This is a genomic window from Streptomyces coeruleoprunus, from assembly GCF_039542925.1.
Lineage (GTDB): Bacteria > Actinomycetota > Actinomycetes > Streptomycetales > Streptomycetaceae > Streptomyces > Streptomyces coeruleoprunus.
The window spans coordinates 4295702-4313095 of sequence record NZ_BAABIT010000001.1 but is presented as its reverse complement, the minus strand read 5'-3'; the positions used below and the strand labels follow the sequence as shown (position 1 = coordinate 4313095).

Here is a 17394-nt window from a genome sequence, read left to right as displayed (position 1 = left end):
TTGTGGACGGTGTTGCACTGATGGGAACGATCAACTTCGGCCTCTACCCGGAGATTCGGGATGCTGGGTCGCTATCTTCGGCCATGGCTGAAGCGGCAAATAGGGCTGGCCTCGATTTGGCTGGAGTGCGCAGCCAGTCCGAGGTTGGGTCGGGCGTGATCTCCACCGCGCAGGTGGACTCAAGTCGCGGAAAGGTCTTGGTGTGGCTCGACGAGTCCACAAGGACATTCTTCGTTGGTGTCCAAGAGGGCCGGTTTGTCTGGGCGGAAGGTGCCACCGACGATCTCGCTGCTCTAGTTGCTGCGTCGGTGGCGTGGCGTGAGGGGATGTTGGTGGGCGAGTTCGCAGAGAACTTTCCTTTCATGACGCTAACGCGACTCGCTAAGGCGCGGGAGGCGGGTGATCCGGTCCCGGCCCAGTGGGACTGGCTCCTGAATTCGGAGATATTTGAGGAGGAGCGACCTCTCGTGGAGGCTGCTCACGCCGAGCATCGCTTGCGTCGACTGTTCCCGAATTTGAGTCATGGGACTTTGCGGCTCAGTACGAATCTTGGAGTGCAGGGATCGCGCGAGATTCACATCACGCCTCTGGATGCCGGTCGCTATCGCGTCGAAGATACTGCAGTATCTGGCTCGTCTCTCGACGCTGGCAGCTTGATGGGGGCGGTCGTGGCCGCCGCTGAATTTCTTGATCGAGACCCGGATTTGGAATGAGCCGACTTCCTTCGTTGAAGCGACATTTCGAGGCGTGAGCACCCGCCCACGGGTGTCGTTTGCTCCACGCTCCAGCAAGTCAGAAGCCCAGCCAGGTGCGCCGTGTCGAGGCTTCTGAGGGGCTTGACGGCAGTGGTTGACGGCAACGGCGGCGAACACCGGGGGTGTTCGCCGCCGTTGCCGTGTACGGGCGTGGCCATGGGGTCGGGGGAGGTTGAGAGCGTTTCCGAGTGCCGTTATGGCTTCGCGTTGGAGGCGGAGGCGCATTCGCCGGAGCCTGACAGGAAGGATCCGGCGATGGCCACCAAGCTCGAATACCACTGGCACCTGCGTAAGGTCATGGCTGACCGCGGGATGCAGCCGATGACCGTTCGCGGCGGTGAGGAACTGGCGGGATTCGTTGGCGGTGAGGGGTTCGAAGCGGCGGTACCGTGGGTGCCGGTGCGAACGTTGCGGGCGGCGAAGACGGCCCACGCGCCTGCCGCCGAGTTCGCCGACCTCGCTGATGACGAGTTGCTGGAACGGGAAGCTGAGCTGGACCGGCGATGTGCCACGATCCGCGAGGAGCACCAGCGAGTCTTCAACGAGCGCCGGAAGGTCAAACGCGAGAAGAGCCGACGCGGTCTGTTGCTGCCGACCCTCCATGACGACGACACCGATCCGGACGTGTCGCCGCGCGAGAAGCTTGAGGCCGCACTCGCCGAGTCGAAGCAGCGACGGCAGCAGCGGCCTTGATGGGAAGTCTCACAGCTCGGCCGGGTGTGGGCTGTTCAGAGCTTCTTTACTCGATCAAGGCGACCCCCTGTAGCGGGCCGCGCGCTCCAGCCCTGCGGCCGCCGCCCGCTCCGGTCTGCGCCCCGCTTGCCGTCGGCCCCGCCAGTCCGGGCGCGCAACAGCCGTACCTCGACGCCCTGCGGCGCGAGGTCGCCGAAGAGACCGGGCTGACTGTCGCGTCCATCGGCGACTACCTCGGCCACTTCGACTACCACTCCGGTTCCGGGCGATCCACACGCCAGTTCAACTTCACGGCCACGGTGACCGAGAACGAGGGAACGGTGAAGCTCACGGAACACGACGCCCGTATCTGGGCCGACAAGGACCAGCAGGCCCAGGTATCGAGTGCCATCCAAGCAGTCCTCGCCACCTGTCACCGCAGCCGGCCCGCCTGACCAGTTCCACCGCCCGGGCCCCGGCCGCACCACGCAGGTGCGGCCGGGGCCCTCTCTGTGCGGGCCGGCCCGGCTTGGTTCCCTGGGTCGCCCGGCAATTCCTGGTCCGCGACGGGCGCTCTCATGGCGCCGCAGGTGGCTCCGGGGCCGTGGCGCGGCGCTTCCAGTACGCGACGGTCAGCACCGCCAGCAGCGGTCCCCACAGGGTCAGCGGCGCGTAGCAGACAGAGAACCAGGCCGCTTCCCAGCCGCCCGCTTGGGAAGGGAAGTCGGCCGGCAGCTCGCCACCTCGGATAGTGGTGCCCCTGATCTCGGTGACGATGGTCAGAAGGGTGAACACAAGCGTGAGGACCGTGGCCCCGACGGCGGCCGGTAGTACCGCCGCCGTCCTCGGGACCCGGCGGCCGCGCAGGAACGGGATCCAGCGCGGGAACACCTCGCCCCAGTGGGCGATCAGGCCGATCGCCGTGAACGCAAGGACTTCGGACAGGACCGACAGGAAGACGATGTACGCCCGCTCACCGAGTCCGGGACCCTCGTCGAACGCGGCCGGGAGCCGCCAGATACCGGACGGCAGGACGGTCAACGGAACGGCGTAGGCCACGAGTTGTATGCGCCGCGACACTCCGGCAACCGGCTCGTGGGCCGCCCGCCATGCGGCGCGGAATCGTCCGCGGCGGGCAGTGGGGGGCTCTTCGGCTTGCCGGAGCGACTGCATCTGCGGTCCTCGGGTTCGGTGAGCTGCTGTTCGGCCCGTTCACCCATGAAGATCCCAGTGAGGGAGGCCCCGAGGATCGCCCTGAGGACCGACCCCGCTAGGCCTGACGGCCGACGGAGCGGTGCGACCGGCGGATGAGCGACCCGAGCTCTGCGGACGGTGGCCATCGCCGCCAAAACCAGTGGAGCAGCGCCGCTGTGCGCCATTACCGTGCTGCCGAGCCATGTCGTCCAGGCAAGGACGTGCCGTTGTACACCCTGTGAGACACCCCGAGAGCTGATCTGTCGCGCGTCGCGCAAGTGCGCCGCGCTCCTTTTTGCTGCGGATTTCTCACTGAAACCGGTGTACTTCTGTGCTCAATAGCTGGGTGGTCACGCCCACCTGCCTGCCCACCGTTCTCCGCCGTTGCCACGCGTGCGCGTCCGACCGCTTCCGCGCCAACGGAAAATTTCGCGTCAACGCCAACCACAAGCTCCTCGACGCCTGGCTCCTCGTGCTCTGTACCGCTTGCGGGGACACGGCAAAGCTCACTGTCCTGGAGCGGATGAACGTCCGCTCCGTACGGCCTGCGCTGCTGGACCAGATGCATGACAACGATCCTGGTCTGGCCGCTGAGTTGCTCCAGGACCCGGTCGTGCAGCGCCGTAATCGCGTCGCCCTCGACTGGGACGGCGCCTGGCGCCTCGACACCGGCGGATCGGATCACCTGGACCGCGAGGTGATCGACGTCTCGGTCCGCTTCGCGGCGCGCATCCCTGTCCGGCCGGTGCGACTGATCGCTGACGGCTGCGGTCTCTCCCGGGCCGAGGTCGAGCGACTGATCAGGGAAGGGAAGCTCGTCTCGGCCGTCCGGCTGAGCGGCAAGCTCTCCGGCGACTTCACCTTCACGCTCAAGCGCTGAGCCCTCCTCGGGAGCTGGGGGCCTGTCCGGCGAGATCCGCCCGGCAGGTCCCCGCTCAGCCGAACCAGACCACCAGGCGGACGTTCTCGTCGCCGTGGACGGCCGCCAGTTCGCGCATCGCCGCCCACACCGGGCCCCAGCTGCCTTCCGGCGGGGCGAACATACGGGGTGTGAGGACCACCGGGCGGTACACGGCGCCGTCCAGGTGAACCTCGCCGCCCTGCGGCCATTCCGACGGCATCAGATCCTCACCAAAGGCCTCCTCGGCCGCGTCGAGGACCTCGACCGGTGCCCTGACCACGTCGTCCAGGGCGAGTTCGCCGTCCTGCCCCGGCCGCCATACGCCGACGCGGGAGTAATCGGGACCGTCGGACAGCGGCCCGTCCCAGTCGACCGCCGCGACCTCGGCCCACGTGGCGTACGAGTGGCCGTGGCTCCATTCCTCGCACGTACTGGAAGCTGGTTCCGATACGTCGTCCGGAAGGCCCCGCTGGTCGAACAGTGCCCGTTGCACCCCGAGGCCCCCGCCGAAGCCGAAGAGGCACTCCCAGGCGTAACGCTGCCGCACGAGCCCGAAGTCCAGCAGATCGATCTCGGTCTCCCAGCCACCGCCGGGTGCACGCGTCTCGATCGCACCATCGATGTCCGCCCCCATGGGCGACGATCCTAGGCATGAGCGTTGATCGCTCGGGTGGCCACGTCGGTCGGTCCGGATGGATCCGCCGGTGAATCGTGTCGGCGCCCTCAGTCGGCGAGCCGGCCGATCGCCACGGCCGTGACGAAGGACGCCCAGGCGTCGGGGGTGAAGAGGAGGGGGGTGCGGGTGGGGTTCTTGCTGTCGCGGACGGGGATGGTGTGGGGGAGGTTGTCGGCCACCTCGATGCAGGCGCCCCCGGAGCCGTTGCTGTAGCTGGACTTGCGCCAGTGCGGAGGGCTCACATCGGCTCGACCTATGGGCATGGGGCTTCCTCCAGCATTCGCTGTACGAACTCCATCGACGCACGCGGGGACAAGGCGTGGTCACGCAGCCGATCGTAACCACGGTGCAGCAGCTCGACTCCAGTGGATTCCTGGACCAGCTCACCGGTGTAGGCCGTCTCCACCCAGGCCACCGTGCGTCCTTCCGGAAGGCGCAGGAACCACGTCTCCGTGCTGTGCAGCTCCCGCAAGCCTGCGGAGAAGGGCAGGACCTGCACCACCACGTTCCGCTGCGACGCCGCTTCGGCGATGTGCTCCAGCTGCTGGCGCCATGTCCCAGCGTCCAGCAACGGACGTCGTAGCACCGCCTCGTCCAGGATCGCCCTGAAGTCCGGTGCCTCCTCGCCCACGAGCACATCTCGGCGGCTCAGCCGCGCATCGACCTGCTCGTCGATCTCCTCTTCCACATCGAACGTGCCGCTCAGCTCGAAGAGCGTGCGGGCGTACTCCCTGGTCTGGAGCAGTCCCGGGAGGATGCTCGGCGCGTACAGATGAATGCTCGTCGCCTGGCGCTCCAGAGCCATGAAGTTCCGGAACTGCTCCTTGAACTGCGAGGTGTCTCCGAGGGCCAGCTCCCACAGTGCCAGCAGGAACCCCGGCGTTCCGTAGTAATGGTCGAGCGCCTGGACGACATCCGCGCTGCCCAGCGTCTGGCCGTTCTCCATCTTGCCGAACAGCGACCAGTCCCAACCCAGTGCGTCCCCGAGCTTGCGGAGGCTGTCGCCGCGCTCGGTGCGCAGTCGCCTGAGCTCTTCCCTGAAGCGACGTCGTGGTTCTTGGCTTCGGTCCGTGACCACACGTTTCGACACCATGCGCTCCCCTCCGTGGAACGTGTGGAACGCGCCCCGCGCGGCGTGGAACGGCGGCCGGTGACGGGGGCTCGCGCCCTTGCTGCGGGTGCATGCTCATTCCACCCGGTCTACGCAGCGTAGTCCCGGCATTACAGCGCATGCACGCGCACACCGAACGGAGTTGGCCATGGTCACGCAACGACAGGAACTCGCCGCCCGGTTCAAGGAGGTCATGGACGCCCGTGACGCCCTCGCCGGTGCCCTGCGGCAGGCCGGGATCCAGTTGCCCTCGTTGGACATTCGCGTCACCGGGCGGGCCGAGCACCAGGGGTACGGGCTCGTGGAGCTGGGCGTGTGCGCCGCGCCCGTGGCGCATCAGCTCGCGGACGTCATCGCGCGGGGTGCCGCGCGGTGAAGTGGCTCCGGGCCCTGCTGCGTCGCCGCGGCGGTGGGCCGGGCGGCGGGGACGGGTCCGTGGTGGACGCGCCCGACGAACCCCGCCGACCGGTGTTCCCTCACCGGAGCCCGTACGCCCGTGACGTCGTCGAGGAGCGTCCCCTCGTCCAGACGGGCAGTCCCGTGCGGCCCTACGCCCGGCACACCGGGGCACTCCCCCGGTACGTGACCATCTCGTGGAACAGCGCCGTCATGTCGATCGGGGAGCCCGGGGCCGCCCCGTCCAGTTCCGCGTAGGCGCGGTGCAGGTTCGGCACGAGGCGTTCCGGGTCCAGGAGGTGCCGCCACGGGGTGACGTCCGTCTTCGTGGCCAGCTCCAGGGGGGTCAGGCCGTCCGCGTGGCCCGCGCGGGCCACGTCGTCGACCCACAGGAGGTACGCCTCCGCCTCGTCCAGGACCTCCGGGCCCGCCACCGGGCCGTGGCCGGTGACGACGGTGCGGGGGGCCAGGTCCCTCAGGGACCGGATCGCGGTCAGGGAACCGGAGAGCGAGCCCATGGGGAAGAAGGGGGTTACGCCTGACATCACCAGGTCACCGGTGAACAGGACCCGCTCCCCCGGCAGCCACACCACCGAGTCGTTCACCGTGTGCGCCGTCCCCATGTTGCGGACCTCCGCACGGACCGTGCCCACGTGGAGCATCACTTCCGTCTCGTACGTCAGCGTCGGCGGCGCCACCTCGATGTGGCCCCAGCACACCTCCGGCCACAGCGTCGTCAGGTGCAGGCCCACCTGCTCCATCTCCGTGCGGGTGCCCGCGTGGCCGACCACCACCGCCTCCGGGAAGACGCAGTTGCCGAAGGTGTGGTCGCCGTGGGAGTGGGTGTTGACGATCACCCGCGGGGGCGGTCCCACCCGGAGTGCCGCCTCGCGCAGCGCTCGGGCACGCGACTCCGTGGCCGCCGTGTCCACCAGCGCCGCCTCGCCGTCCGACGTGAGCAGGCCCGCGTTGTTCAGGCACCAGCCGCCGTCCGGCTGGACGTACGCGTGGACCCCGTCGGCTATTTCCTGCAGAAACGGCTTCATGCTCTCTTCCAGGTCAGGACGCGCTGCTGCGTGCGGCCGTCGACGACCGCCGAGCCGCGCAGCGTCAGCACGTCGCCCTCCAGGCGGAAGGTGCGGCTCTGTTCCGTGCCCGCCCAGGCCGGGTTGGAGCACACCTCTATGGCGTGGGTCAGGGTGTGGGGGCCCGCGACGTACCAGCTGCCCGCGTAGCCCAGGTGGTTGACCAGGTTCGGCGCCGGCTCTCCTCGGGCCATGTTCACCGACACGTAGTCGGGGCCGTAATACAGCAGGCCGTACGGCTCCGGGCCCAGCGGGCCCTCCGTGGTCGTGCCGTCCTCGGCCTCGTCGTAGTAGGAGACAAGCCGCCAGCGGCCGTGCAGGTCAGGCGTGTGTGGTGGACCGGGCATGCGGGGCTCCAACCGTCTCGGGGCGCACGCCCAGTGCGATCAGCCGGGCGAGGACGCGGGGCACGAAGGGGAAGGCGCGGCAGAGGCGGACCGCCAGGGGGCGGTCGGTGCCCTTGCGGGTCGCGCTCGGGTACAGGTCGCCCAGCAGGTGCAGCTGCATGAGCTGGATGACCCGCATGGGCAGTTCGCGGCGGCGCTGGACCGCGCGCAGCTCCGCCTCGGTGGGGGTGCGGCCCTCGCGCAGGGCGGGGCCGAGCATGCGGGCGGCGGCCACGGCGTCCTGGACGGCCAGGTTGATGCCGACGCCGCCGGCCGGGGACATGGCGTGGGCGGCGTCCCCGATGCACAGCAGGCCGGGCCGGTACCAGCGGTGGAGCCGGTCCACGCGGACGTCGAGGAGCTTCAGGTCGTCCCAGTCGCGGATCTCGGCCGCCAGGCGGTCGGCGAACCCGGGGTGGGCCCGGGCGACGCCCTCGCGGAACCGGTCGAGTCCGGCCGCGCGGACCCGGTCGTACCCGCCCTTCGGGATCATCTGGACGGCCTGCCAGTACGTGCCCCGGTTGATGGCGACGACGAGGTAGCCTGCGCCCGCCTTGATGGTGGGCACCGTCTCGCCCTCGTTCCGGCTGAGCCGGAACCACACGGCGTCCATCGGCGCCGCGTCTCCCTTGACCCGCAGTCGTGCGGACGCGCGGACCGCCGAGCGGCGGCCGTCCGCCCCGATGACCAGGCGGGCGCGGACGTGGAGCGGGCCGTCGGGCGTCTTGGCGACGACCCCGGCGACCCGTCCGCCCTCGACCACCACTTCGGTGACCTCCGCCCGCTGTTCGAGTCGGAACCCGGGGTACGCGCGGGCCGCTCCGGCGAGGAAGTCGAGGACGTCCCACTGCGGCATGAACGCCATGTACTGGAACTTGCCCGGCAGCCGGGCGAAGTCCGCGAAGACCGCCCGGCCCATGGCCGTCTCCATGGGCATGGCGGGCGCCTTGGCGTGCGGGATCTTCAGGAAGTCGTCGAGCAGCCCGAGTTCGTCCATGACGCGGAGGGTGGAGGGGTGGACGGTGTCCCCCCGGAAGTCACGGAGGAAGTCCGGGTGTTTCTCCAGCACGGTGACGCGTACGCCCTGCCGGGCCAGCAGCAGGCCGGTCATGAGGCCGCCGGGCCCGCCCCCGACGACACACGCCTCGACTTCTTCGGTCCTCACCGCACGCTCCCTCGTTCGGTTGGCGGCGGTCAGCGTGCCGGTGGCCGCTCGAGCCCCGGTCGAGCGGCGATGGGGGGAGCCATGGGGCAACCATGGGGCAACCATGGGGCCACGAAGGATAGTTGGTTTCCTCTAGGTAATTGCTTTCCTCTTCATAGTAGCTTCGGGGCATCGGCGTTCCGCCCGAACCGAGTGACAGGAGAAGTTCCTTGAGCAACGCCACCAAGCTCGCCGTCATCTACTACTCGTCGACCGGCATCGGCACCGAGATCGCGCGCGAGCTGACCACCGCCGCCGAGAAGGCGGGCGCGGAGGTACGGCTGCGCCGGGTCGCCGAACTCGCCCCGCAGTCCGCCATCGACTCCAACCCCGCGTGGGCCGCGAACCACACGGCGACCCGTGACATCCCGGAGGCCGTCGGGGACGACGTGGACTGGGCGGACGCGGTGATCTTCGGCAGCCCGACGCGGTTCGGCAACGTCTCGTCGCAGCTGAAGCAGTTCATCGACACGCTGGGCCCGCTGTGGGCCCAGGGCAAGCTGGCCGACAAGGTCTACAGCGGCTTCACGTCGTCCGCCACGCAGCACGGCGGCCAGGAGTCCACCCTGCTGGCGCTGTACAACTCGTTCCACCACTTCGGCGGAATCGTCGTCGCGCCCGGCTTCGTCGACCACGGCAAGTGGGCCGACGGCAACCCGTACGGCACGTCCCACGTGGACGGCAACGGCGAGATCGCCGTGGACGAGGTCGCGCGCGGCGCCGCGCGCATCCAGGCCGAGCGGGTCGTGAAGATCGCCACGGCCGTCAAGCGCGGGCTCGCCTCGCTGGACTGACACCCGTACGCCCGGGTGCGCACAGCCGCCACATCCGTGTGCGCACCGCACAGCCGCACACCCGCGTACGCGCGTCCGCACACCCGCGTACGCAACGGGCCCGCCCCGCGAGGACTTTCGTCCCTGCCGGGCGGGCCCGTCCGCGTGCCTCCGAAGCCGCTACGACCCCTGGTACGCCTCCCGCGCCGCCAGGACCTCCTCCAGATGCGCCTCCGACCACTCCGCGAGCGCGTTGAAGACCGGGATCAGCGTGTGCGCCAGCGGGGTCGACTCGTACTCCACGCGCGGCGGCACCTCCGCGTGGTACGTCCGCGTCACCAGGCCGTCGGCCTCCAGCTGGCGCAGGCGCTGCGTCAGGACCTTCGGGGTGCAGTCGGGCAGCAGCTTCTGGAGCTGCGTGAAGCGCATCCGGCCGTGGTGGTTGAGGACCCACAGGACCGGTGTCGTCCAGCGGCCGAAGACCAGGTCGATGACCGGGGTGATGGGGCACGGGCCGCTCTCGGGGCCGCGCTCGCGGCCGGCCGGACGGCTGCCCTGACTCCCGTCCGCCGGGCGTGGCTGATTTCCGTTCAAGATTCCTCCCCGGCCAGTCACTTTCCTCTAGGTAATCACTATACCAAGGGTAGTAGCGTCCTTCGTGTGCCGCCGTCACGGCGCAGGTGCGGTCTGACGAAAGGAGCGCCCCGTGACCACGCAGAAGGCTCTGCCCCGACGGGCGGGTGAACGGCCGTCCACCGGGTCCCCGGTCCATGCCCAGCTCGACCAGAACGGCCCCGCGGAACTCCGCCAGGAGTTGTGGCGGCGCATGACGGCGCTGGCCGGTGTGCGGCCGGGCCGCAGTCATGTGTCGCTGCCGCAGAGCCAGGCGCTGCACCTGGACCCGGCGCTCGCGACCGGGCCGGACGACGCCTATCTGGCGGGTACGGAGTTCGCCCATCTGCACGGCGTCGGCGACGGCAGCCTGCACGTGATGCTTCCGCCGCAGCTCGCCACGGAGGTCATCGCCAAGGGCTGGGCCGAGCACCACCCGCTGGTGGGCCGCGGCTACCTGCCGGGCACGGCGGTGATGCTCTACAGCCCGCGCGACGACGACGAACTGGACGTGGTGTGGCGGCTCGTGCTGCGGAGCCACGCGTACGCGCGCGGGGACGCGGCCTGAGGTCCGTACCACCGGCGCGGGATCCCCGATCCCCCGCCAGGACCGCCCGCCGCCCCGCGGCGACCCCTCTCCCGAAAGGAATCGGTACGTGATCAACCCTGCCTTCGGCAAGTTCGCCGTACTTGCCATCAAGACCCGCGACCTCGCGGCCATGACCGCCTTCTACCGCGACGTGCTGGGCCTGGAGCCCAAGGCGTCCGGCGAGACGTTCACCGCGTTCCACACGGGGGCCGGCGGCGAGCTGGTGCTCTGGAACGACGCCGCCGGGCCGTTCGTGCCCGGTTTCGCGGGCGCCGACCTGGAGGCGGCGCGGGAGGCGCTGCTGGACGCGAAGCCGACCGAGATCGAGGACCACCCGGGCGGCAAGCACTTCTACCTGACCGACCCGGACGGCAACACCGTCGCGTTCAGCAACGGCTGACCCTCGCGCGGGCCGGCGGCGACGCCCGCCGGCCCCTCCCCCCGGCCGAAGGAGCCCCATGCCCCTCCCCCGAGTCCAGGCCGGGCGCCTGGGCGTATACCTCGCCGGCTGTGTGACCTTCGCCGCCGGCGCGACCCTCTTCATCCACTCCGACTACGGCGTGGACCCCCTCGACACCCTGGCCCTCGGCGTCCTGGAGCACCTGCCGCTGACCATCGGCATCGCCCAGGCCTCCGTCGCCGCCGTGTGCATCGCCATCTGGGCGGTGTGGAACCGGCGACGGCCCGTGATCTCGCCGTTCGTGACGTTCCTGCTGTGCGGCAGCCTCATCGACCTCATGCGGCTCGCCGACACCTCGCTGGTGCCGCGGGCCGGGCAGCTGGCGCTGGGTGTCCTGCTGTGCGCCTACGGCTCCGCGCTGATCATCATGAGCGGGATCGGCATCCGCGCCATGGACCTCGTGGTCATCACCATGACCCGGCGCTGGCGCTGGCCGTTCTGGGTGGCCAAGGCCTCGGTCGAGGCCGTGCTGCTGGTCGTCGGCTGGCTGCTCGGCGGCCCGGTCGGCGTGGGCACCCTGTGCTTCCTGATCTTCGTCGACGGTCTCATCCAGCCCTTCATGGCCCTCAACCAGCGGGTGTTCGGACTCGACAACCACGGTCTCGTGGTGGCGCGTTCGGAGTCCGCCCCGGTCGAGTCCACCACCCGCATCGGAGGATGACATGAACATGTCCAACACTGACCCGTCCATCGCCGGGATGCGGATCTCCCGCACCGGCCTGGGCGCCTGGTCCTTCGGCGGCTCCGACTGGGGTCCGCAGGACGACGCCGACTCGATCGCCACCGTCCACGAGGCCGTCTCCTCGGGCGTCAACTGGATCGACACCGCCCCCGCCTACGGCATGGGCCACTCCGAGGAGGTCGTCGGCCGCGCCCTCGCCGGGCTGCCGGAGGCCGACCGGCCCTACGTCTTCACCAAGTGCGGCCTCGTCCCCGACGAGCGCGGACTGCGCAAGATCATGGACGCGCGCAGCGTACGCCGCGAACTGGAGGGCTCCCTGCGCCGCCTCGGCGTCGACCACATCGACCTGTACCAGGTCCACTGGCCCGGCGACGGCGGCCTCCTCGCCTGGGGACCGGTCACCGACGACCCGGCGGGCCCCGATCTCGGCACCCCGCTGGAGGAGTACTGGGCGACCATGGCCGAGCTGAAGAAGGAGGGCAAGGTCCGCGCCATCGGGCTGTCCAACCACGGCGTCGACGAGCTGAAGCGCGCCGCCGCCGTCGCCCCCGTCGACGCGGTCCAGCCGCCCTTCTCCGCCCTGGACCGCACCGCCGCCGACGTCCTCGCCTGGTGCGCCGCGTCCGGCGCAGGCGCGATCGTCTACCAGTCGCTGAAGTCCGGCCTGCTGACCGGCGCGTTCAGCGCCGCGCGGGTCGCCGCGCTGCCCGAGGGCGACTGGCGGCGCGGCGCCCCCGACTTCACCACCGGCCTGCCCGCCAACCTGGCCGTCGCCGACGCCCTCACCCGGGTCGCCGTGCGCCACGGCGTCACCACCTCGGCCGTCGCCGTCGGCTGGGCACTCGCCTGGCCCGGCGCCGCCGGCGCGATCGTCGGGGCCCGGCGCCCCGGCCAGATCGCCGACTGGTCGGCCGCCGCGTCGCTGCGGCTCACCGAGGCGGACCTCGACGAGATCGCCGGCGCCCTGACCGCGCACGCCGCGGACGCCGGGCCCGTACGGCCATGACTTCCGGAGGTTCCATGTCCCCCCGCCCCTCCCGGGCAGCCCTGCCCGTCCTGCTGCTCGCCTCGACGCTGGCCGTCATGGCCGGCGCGATGATCACCCCCGTACTGGAGGTCATCCGCGGCGACCTCGGCGTCAGCGGCACCGCCGCCGGCCTGATCATCACCGCCCACGGCCTGGCCATCGCCGTCACCAGCCCCGTCGTCGGGCGGCTCATCGACCGCCACGGCGTGCGCGGCCCCCTCGCCGGCGGCCTCGTGCTGTACGGGGTGGCCGGGGCCGCCGGGCTGGTCATCGACGACTACCTGCCGCTGATCCTCAGCCGGTTCGTGTTCGGCGCCGGCGCCGCCGCCGTGTTCAGCGGTACGACGGTGGCGCTGCTCGCGCTCTACCAGGGGCCCGAGCGCGACCGCGTGATGGGCTGGCGGTCCACCGCCACCAGCCTCGGCGGCGTGGTCTGGCCCCTGGTCGGCGGCGCGCTCGGCGGGCTGTCCTGGCACGCCCCGTTCGCCGTGTACCTGGTGGGCGTGCCCATCGGCCTGGCCACGCTGGCCGCGCTGCCCAAGGCGGCGGCAGGACCGTCCGGCGGCGGGGGCGGCGTCCTCGCGCTGCTGCGCGACCGGCCGGCGCTGCTCGGCTACTACGGCCTCCAGGCGGTCTCCGCGGTCCTGCTGTACGGCGTCGCCGTCTTCCTGCCGCAGCGGCTCGCCGAGGTGGGCGTCGAGGCGCCGTTCCTGGTGTCCCTGTACACCGTCGCGATGATGGGCGCGATGAGCCTCGTCGGCCTCGCGTACGCCGGGATGCGGGCCGCGGCCGGCTACCGGACGCTGCTGAGCGCCGCGGCCGTGGCCTGGGTGGTGTCCTTCGTCCTGCTGGGCACCGTGGACCAGCCGTGGCTGCTGCTGCTCGCGCCCCTGCTGTTCGGCGCCGGACAGGGCATCGCGTTCCCGGCGCTCACCGTCCTGGTCGGCGAGGCGGCCCCGCCGGAACTGCGCGGGCAGGCCACCTCGCTGTCCGGAACGGCCAACTTCGCGGGGCAGTTCCTCTCCCCGCTGCTGCTCGGACCGGTCATCGGGGCGACGTCCCTCACCACCGGGTTCCTGGCGGCGGCCGGACTCTCCGCGGTGGTACTCCTGGGGCTGGTGAGACTCCGCGAGCCCGCCGCACCTACTACCGGTAACCCTTCAACTTCCGGTCAGGATACGTCAGTTAATGGAAAGGAAACCCGCTCCGCGTAGCGGCGGGCGGGTCGGGCGCCAAGGATGGGGGCAGCGAGCGGAACGGCAACCCGAGGGGTGCGGATGATACGGCTCCTACTGGCCGAAGACGTACACATGGTGCGCGGGGCTCTGGTCGCCCTGCTCGAGCTGGAACCCGATCTGGAGGTCGTGGCCGACCTCGACCGCGGCGACACGATCGTCGAGGAGGCGCGCAAGCACCAGCCGGACGTGGCGGTCATCGACATCGACCTGCCGGGCCTCGACGGGCTCACCGCGGCCGGCCTGCTGCGGGAGGAGGTGCCGGACTGCCGCAGCCTCATCCTGACGAGCCTGGGGCGGCCCGGCACCCTGCGGCGCGCCCTGGACGCCCGGGTCGGCGGCTACCTGCTGAAGGACTCGCCGCCCGAGCAACTGGCCGCCGCCATCCGCAAGGTGGCCGACGGGGAGCAGGCCATCGACCCGTCGCTCGCCCTGGCGGCCTGGTCCAGCGGCGAGAACCCGCTCACCCAGCGGGAGATCGACACCCTGCGCCTGGCGGCCGAGGGCGCGGGCTCCACGGAGATCGCCGACCGCATGCACCTCGCGGTCGGCACGATCCGCAACTACCTGACGTCGGCCGTGGTGAAGCTCAACGCGCGCAATCGACTGGACGCGATCCTGATCGCCCAGGACTCGGGGTGGCTGCACTGACCACCGGGCGCGCCGGGCACTCCGCCACCAGGTGGAACCAGCCCGCCCCGTCGGTGGAACACGTGAGCGTCCCGCCCACCTCCGCCAGCCGCTGGGTGAGGCTGTCCAGCCCACTGCCCCGGCCGCGGGCCGCCACGGAAGGCACGGCCGAGGGAACGGTCGGCACGGCGGTCGCCACCGCCGAGGCAAGGGTCGGCCCCGGGCGCGGCACAGCCGCCCGGACCCCGCGGACCCCGTCGTTGGAGAGCACCAGCCGGATCCGGCCTTGCCGCTCCACCAGCCGGATCCGGCACACCGACGCGGAGCTGTGCCGCAGCAGGTTCGTCACGCCCTCCCGCAGCACCGTGGCCATCACCGTGCCGGTCCGCGGGTCCAGCGGCCCGAAGTCCCCGACGACGGTCACGCGCATCCCGGACGACGTCAGGACCTCGCGTACGGAGGCGATCTCCTCCGGCAGCGACAGCTCGCGGTAGCGCTCGGCCAGCGATCTCGCCTCCGCGAGCGCCTGCCGCGACATGCCGAGGACCTCGCGCAGTTCACGCCGTACGCGCTCGTCGTCCCGGCCCAGGAGCCGGCTGGCCACCTCCACCTTCAGCGCGAGCGCCGACAGCCGGAAGCCGAGCAGGTCGTGCAGGTCGCGGCCGAACCGGCGGCGCTCCGCCGCGCGCGCCGCGCGTACCAGCGCCCGCTGCTCCCAGGCCCGTTCGGCCGCGTCCGGGCCCCGGTCGCGCAGCGCCCAGCACAGCAGCCACGCCAGCAGGCAGTCGAGCACCAGCTGTCCGTGTACGGGCACGGGCAGGCCCACCAGCGCGGTGACCGCCGACGCCGCGGCCAGCGACAGCAGCGTGCAGCCGGCCCACACCGCCCGGCCGGGGCGGCGGCCCGGCGCCAGACAGCGCACCACGGGCGGGGCGACGACGAGCGCGTACGCGAAGAGGAAGCCCACCGTGCACAGGCCGGCCGGGCCGGCCGCCAGCAGCGGCACGGCCGCCGTCTGCGCGAGGCCGATCAGCGTCTGGAGACCGGCCACGAGGACGCACCGCCGCCCCGTGCCACGCCGCCGCACGGCGGGCACGCCGGTGGGCGCGACGACGTCCGCCGTGTGATCCCTGCCGTGTCCCGACATCTGCGTTCCCCCTTCGACAGACCTCGTACCCCCGGTGTTGCTTGAAGGGAATACTACGTCGTCGGGAGATCACGGCCATTCAATGTTCCCGCGAAGTAACCGAGAATTCGCACACAGCGGACGGCCGGCGGTGAGCCGCGTCGAAACGGCCTCCGCGTCCGGTCGGTCGAACACCTCCTCATCTGCCTCGACGGGCATCAATTCCCTTGCGGTGCAAGCCGACGGGCCGTCCTCCGGCGTGTGCGGCATTCTCTCGCGACCCGCCCCGCCGACACCAGGGAATTCCTCCGGTATCGGTCATGAGTTTTTCACGGCCTGAATAACTCACAACCACCTCATGACGGGTTCACTGGGGTGCGCGCCGGCCCGCTGGCAATATCGGAATCCGTACGTCCGGCGCTGTGCCGGAGGTACCCCGAAGAGGAACCGGAGGCACAGGTGTTACACATCGAGGTGCTCGGCCCGCTCGACGTCCGGGTGCACGGCGTATCCGTCGTGCCGACGGCGGGCAAACCACGGCAGCTGCTCGCCCTGCTGGCCCAGCACGCCGGCCGGATCGTGCCGGTGCCCACCCTGGTCGACGAACTGTGGGGGGACGACGTACCCCGCAGCGTGTCGACGACGATGCAGACGTACGTGCTGCAACTGCGGCGGAAGATCGGCGGGGCGTTGGCGGCGGCCGCCGGGGAGACGGGCGCGGGGCCCGGCCTCGACTCCAAGGACGTGCTGTCGACCTGCTACGGCGGCTACCGGCTCGCCGCCCCGGAACGGCCCAGCGACGCCGCCCGGTTCGAGCAGCTCGCCGCGCAGGGGGCCACGGCCCTGGAGGCCGGCGACGCCCGGCGGGCCGCCGCCGTCCTCGGGCGGGCCCTCGAACTGTGGCAGGGCGACCCGCTGGCCGACGTCCCGGTCGGGCGGGTCCTCGCGATGGAGGTCCTGGCGCTGACCGAGGCCCGCGCCCGCGCCCGCGAGCTGCGCATCGAGGCCGACCTGCGGCTCGGCCGGCACGCCGCGCTCGTCGGCGAACTGCGGGTGCTCACCGCCCGCGAACCGCTCCACGAGGGCCACTGCGCGCAGCTGATGCTGGCGCTCAGCCGCTCGGGCCACCCCTGGCGGGCCCTGGAGGCGTTCCAGCGCCTGCGCGCCGCCCTGCGCGACGAACTGGGCGTGGAGCCCTCACCACGCCTCCAGGCCCTGCACCAGCAAATCCTGACGGGCGCGGCCGAGCACGAACTGCCGGTGGCCTACGAGCGGTTCGCCAGCTGAAGCCGCAGGACCCGGGCGGGGCCGGGAGCCGTCCAGGCCGGCGCCCCGGACCGGGCGGACGCGGGGATCGCCCGGTCCGGGGCGCCGGCCCGCGCCTGGGCTGGTGGCCGGGCCGGGGCGGGGGTCGCCCGGGACGGGGCGTGGGTCGTCGGGGCCGGGGTGGTGGACCGCACGGGCGCGGGCGTCGCCCGGGCCGGTGCGGGGGTCGTCCGGGACGGTGCGGGGGTCGTCCGGGACGGTGCGGGGGTCGTCCGGGACGGGGTCGTGGTCCGCACGGGTGTAAGAGCTGTCCGGGACGGGACCATCGGTCCAGCCGGTGCGCCGGCCCGCGGCTGGACGGGTGGCCGGGCCGGGGCGGGGATCGCCCGCGCCGGGGTGGTGCTCCGCACGGGCGCAAGAGCCGTCCGGGCCGGGGCCGTCGGTCCGGCCGGTGCGCCGGCCCGCGGCTGGACGGGTGCCCGGGCCGGGGCGGGGATCGCCCGGGCCGGGGCGGGGATCGCCCGCGCCGGGGTGGTGGACCGCACGGCCGCGGGCGTCGTCCCGGGCGGGGCGGGCGTCGTCCCGGGCGGGGTGGGGGGCGTCCGGGATGGGGG

At 71.7% G+C, this 17394-nt stretch carries 22 protein-coding genes; 13 read left to right on the top strand and 9 right to left on the bottom strand.

Going from position 1 to position 17394, the window contains the following annotated elements; all coding sequences use genetic code 11:
- Positions 1–2 precede the first annotated feature (2 nt).
- From ABEB09_RS19335 to ABEB09_RS19325, 3 genes are all read left to right on the top strand, one after another.
- On the top strand, positions 3–713 hold the full coding sequence (locus ABEB09_RS19335) for a DUF6193 family natural product biosynthesis protein (RefSeq protein ID WP_345691176.1): 711 nt from the start codon (positions 3–5) through the stop codon (positions 711–713).
- Positions 714–1010: 297 nt separating this feature from the next.
- Complete coding sequence (locus ABEB09_RS19330; protein ID WP_345691175.1) at positions 1011–1448, top strand: hypothetical protein; 438 nt, start codon at positions 1011–1013, stop codon at positions 1446–1448.
- Entirely contained in the window at positions 1448–1882 is a 435-nt protein-coding gene (locus tag ABEB09_RS19325) for an NUDIX hydrolase (RefSeq protein ID WP_345691174.1), read from the top strand. The genes ABEB09_RS19330 and ABEB09_RS19325 overlap by 1 nt, the downstream gene beginning before the upstream one ends.
- Before the next feature lie 121 nt (positions 1883–2003).
- Here ABEB09_RS19325 and ABEB09_RS19320 read toward each other — a convergent pair whose 3' ends face one another.
- Positions 2004–2600: a hypothetical protein gene (locus ABEB09_RS19320; RefSeq protein ID WP_345691173.1), complete on the bottom strand. Its 597-nt coding sequence runs from the start codon at positions 2598–2600 to the stop codon at positions 2004–2006.
- A gap of 352 nt (positions 2601–2952) precedes the next feature.
- On the opposite strand from ABEB09_RS19320, the gene ABEB09_RS19315 reads away from it, so the two are divergent.
- A complete protein-coding gene (locus ABEB09_RS19315; protein WP_345691172.1) occupies positions 2953–3501 on the top strand; it encodes a DUF1062 domain-containing protein in 549 nt (182 codons plus the stop codon).
- A gap of 55 nt (positions 3502–3556) precedes the next feature.
- Here the strand turns inward: ABEB09_RS19315 and ABEB09_RS19310 are convergent, their stop codons facing one another.
- From ABEB09_RS19310 to ABEB09_RS19300, 3 genes are all read right to left on the bottom strand, one after another.
- The gene (locus tag ABEB09_RS19310) at positions 3557–4156 is read right to left on the bottom strand and encodes a hypothetical protein (RefSeq protein WP_345691171.1); all 600 of its coding nucleotides are present in this window, start codon (positions 4154–4156) and stop codon (positions 3557–3559) included.
- A gap of 89 nt (positions 4157–4245) precedes the next feature.
- On the bottom strand, positions 4246–4461 hold the full coding sequence (locus ABEB09_RS19305; protein ID WP_345691170.1) for a DUF397 domain-containing protein: 216 nt from the start codon (positions 4459–4461) through the stop codon (positions 4246–4248).
- Positions 4452–5291, bottom strand: a complete 840-nt coding sequence (locus ABEB09_RS19300; protein WP_345691169.1) for a DUF5753 domain-containing protein — start codon at positions 5289–5291, stop codon at positions 4452–4454. The genes ABEB09_RS19305 and ABEB09_RS19300 overlap by 10 nt, the downstream gene beginning before the upstream one ends.
- Positions 5292–5457: 166 nt before the next feature.
- Between ABEB09_RS19300 and ABEB09_RS19295 the strand changes: the two genes are divergently transcribed.
- On the top strand, positions 5458–5685 hold the full coding sequence (locus ABEB09_RS19295; RefSeq protein WP_345691168.1) for a hypothetical protein: 228 nt from the start codon (positions 5458–5460) through the stop codon (positions 5683–5685).
- A gap of 172 nt (positions 5686–5857) precedes the next feature.
- On the opposite strand, the gene ABEB09_RS19290 is transcribed toward ABEB09_RS19295, so the two are convergent.
- Genes ABEB09_RS19290 through ABEB09_RS19280 form a run of 3 tightly spaced genes read right to left on the bottom strand, consistent with a single transcriptional unit; the run spans position 5858 to position 8341 of the window.
- The gene (locus tag ABEB09_RS19290; RefSeq protein ID WP_345691167.1) at positions 5858–6751 is read right to left on the bottom strand and encodes an MBL fold metallo-hydrolase; all 894 of its coding nucleotides are present in this window, start codon (positions 6749–6751) and stop codon (positions 5858–5860) included.
- Entirely contained in the window at positions 6748–7137 is a 390-nt protein-coding gene (locus ABEB09_RS19285; RefSeq protein WP_345691166.1) for a lipocalin-like domain-containing protein, read from the bottom strand. The genes ABEB09_RS19290 and ABEB09_RS19285 overlap by 4 nt, the downstream gene beginning before the upstream one ends.
- Positions 7112–8341: an FAD-dependent oxidoreductase gene (locus ABEB09_RS19280; RefSeq protein ID WP_345691165.1), complete on the bottom strand. Its 1230-nt coding sequence runs from the start codon at positions 8339–8341 to the stop codon at positions 7112–7114. Before ABEB09_RS19280 ends, ABEB09_RS19285 begins: the two co-directional genes overlap by 26 nt.
- Positions 8342–8550: 209 nt before the next feature.
- Between ABEB09_RS19280 and wrbA the strand changes: the two genes are divergently transcribed.
- Positions 8551–9174 carry an NAD(P)H:quinone oxidoreductase gene (gene wrbA, locus ABEB09_RS19275; RefSeq protein WP_345691164.1) on the top strand — a complete coding sequence of 208 codons (624 nt, stop codon included), beginning with the start codon at positions 8551–8553 and terminating at the stop codon, positions 9172–9174.
- Between the two features lie 159 nt (positions 9175–9333).
- On the opposite strand, the gene ABEB09_RS19270 is transcribed toward wrbA, so the two are convergent.
- Positions 9334–9747, bottom strand: a complete 414-nt coding sequence (locus tag ABEB09_RS19270; RefSeq protein ID WP_380839825.1) for a winged helix-turn-helix transcriptional regulator — start codon at positions 9745–9747, stop codon at positions 9334–9336.
- A gap of 112 nt (positions 9748–9859) precedes the next feature.
- Here ABEB09_RS19270 and ABEB09_RS19265 point away from each other — a divergent pair, with 112 nt between their 5' ends.
- The 6 genes from ABEB09_RS19265 to ABEB09_RS19240 all read left to right on the top strand — a co-directional run bounded on the left by ABEB09_RS19265 (position 9860) and on the right by ABEB09_RS19240 (position 14409).
- The gene (locus ABEB09_RS19265; protein WP_345691163.1) at positions 9860–10333 is read left to right on the top strand and encodes a luciferase domain-containing protein; all 474 of its coding nucleotides are present in this window, start codon (positions 9860–9862) and stop codon (positions 10331–10333) included.
- 88 nt (positions 10334–10421) lie between these two features.
- Entirely contained in the window at positions 10422–10754 is a 333-nt protein-coding gene (locus tag ABEB09_RS19260) for a VOC family protein (RefSeq protein WP_345691162.1), read from the top strand.
- A gap of 58 nt (positions 10755–10812) precedes the next feature.
- Complete coding sequence (locus ABEB09_RS19255; RefSeq protein ID WP_345691161.1) at positions 10813–11475, top strand: YczE/YyaS/YitT family protein; 663 nt, start codon at positions 10813–10815, stop codon at positions 11473–11475.
- Between the two features lie 7 nt (positions 11476–11482).
- Positions 11483–12502 (top strand): aldo/keto reductase, encoded by a 1020-nt coding sequence (locus tag ABEB09_RS19250; RefSeq protein ID WP_345691160.1) that lies wholly within the window; start codon positions 11483–11485, stop codon positions 12500–12502.
- A 14-nt stretch (positions 12503–12516) separates the two neighbouring features.
- Positions 12517–13737, top strand: a complete 1221-nt coding sequence (locus tag ABEB09_RS19245; protein WP_345691159.1) for an MFS transporter — start codon at positions 12517–12519, stop codon at positions 13735–13737.
- 63 nt (positions 13738–13800) lie between these two features.
- Positions 13801–14409 (top strand): response regulator transcription factor, encoded by a 609-nt coding sequence (locus tag ABEB09_RS19240; protein ID WP_345691158.1) that lies wholly within the window; start codon positions 13801–13803, stop codon positions 14407–14409.
- On the opposite strand, the gene ABEB09_RS19235 is transcribed toward ABEB09_RS19240, so the two are convergent.
- Positions 14348–15535, bottom strand: a complete 1188-nt coding sequence (locus ABEB09_RS19235; RefSeq protein WP_345691157.1) for a sensor histidine kinase — start codon at positions 15533–15535, stop codon at positions 14348–14350. The two genes, ABEB09_RS19240 and ABEB09_RS19235, sit on opposite strands and share 62 nt — an antisense overlap.
- A gap of 438 nt (positions 15536–15973) precedes the next feature.
- On the opposite strand from ABEB09_RS19235, the gene ABEB09_RS19230 reads away from it, so the two are divergent.
- Positions 15974–16801: an AfsR/SARP family transcriptional regulator gene (locus ABEB09_RS19230; RefSeq protein WP_345691156.1), complete on the top strand. Its 828-nt coding sequence runs from the start codon at positions 15974–15976 to the stop codon at positions 16799–16801.
- Positions 16802–17394 lie beyond the last annotated feature (593 nt).

What these genes read in the sequence shown, in the direction of transcription:
- ABEB09_RS19330 (WP_345691175.1), top strand. Translation starts at nt 1,011, where the DNA reads ATGGCCACCAAGCTCGAATACCACTGGCACCTGCGTAAGGTCATGGCT.
- ABEB09_RS19235 (WP_345691157.1), bottom strand. Translation starts at nt 15,535, where the DNA reads ATGTCGGGACACGGCAGGGATCACACGGCGGACGTCGTCGCGCCCACC.
- ABEB09_RS19325 (WP_345691174.1), top strand. Translation starts at nt 1,448, where the DNA reads ATGGGAAGTCTCACAGCTCGGCCGGGTGTGGGCTGTTCAGAGCTTCTT.
- ABEB09_RS19285 (WP_345691166.1), bottom strand. Translation starts at nt 7,137, where the DNA reads ATGCCCGGTCCACCACACACGCCTGACCTGCACGGCCGCTGGCGGCTT.
- ABEB09_RS19240 (WP_345691158.1), top strand. Translation starts at nt 13,801, where the DNA reads ATGATACGGCTCCTACTGGCCGAAGACGTACACATGGTGCGCGGGGCT.
- ABEB09_RS19255 (WP_345691161.1), top strand. Translation starts at nt 10,813, where the DNA reads ATGCCCCTCCCCCGAGTCCAGGCCGGGCGCCTGGGCGTATACCTCGCC.
- ABEB09_RS19290 (WP_345691167.1), bottom strand. Translation starts at nt 6,751, where the DNA reads ATGAAGCCGTTTCTGCAGGAAATAGCCGACGGGGTCCACGCGTACGTC.
- ABEB09_RS19320 (WP_345691173.1), bottom strand. Translation starts at nt 2,600, where the DNA reads ATGCAGTCGCTCCGGCAAGCCGAAGAGCCCCCCACTGCCCGCCGCGGA.
- ABEB09_RS19310 (WP_345691171.1), bottom strand. Translation starts at nt 4,156, where the DNA reads ATGGGGGCGGACATCGATGGTGCGATCGAGACGCGTGCACCCGGCGGT.
- ABEB09_RS19245 (WP_345691159.1), top strand. Translation starts at nt 12,517, where the DNA reads ATGTCCCCCCGCCCCTCCCGGGCAGCCCTGCCCGTCCTGCTGCTCGCC.
- ABEB09_RS19305 (WP_345691170.1), bottom strand. Translation starts at nt 4,461, where the DNA reads ATGCCCATAGGTCGAGCCGATGTGAGCCCTCCGCACTGGCGCAAGTCC.
- ABEB09_RS19250 (WP_345691160.1), top strand. Translation starts at nt 11,483, where the DNA reads ATGTCCAACACTGACCCGTCCATCGCCGGGATGCGGATCTCCCGCACC.
- ABEB09_RS19295 (WP_345691168.1), top strand. Translation starts at nt 5,458, where the DNA reads ATGGTCACGCAACGACAGGAACTCGCCGCCCGGTTCAAGGAGGTCATG.
- ABEB09_RS19300 (WP_345691169.1), bottom strand. Translation starts at nt 5,291, where the DNA reads ATGGTGTCGAAACGTGTGGTCACGGACCGAAGCCAAGAACCACGACGT.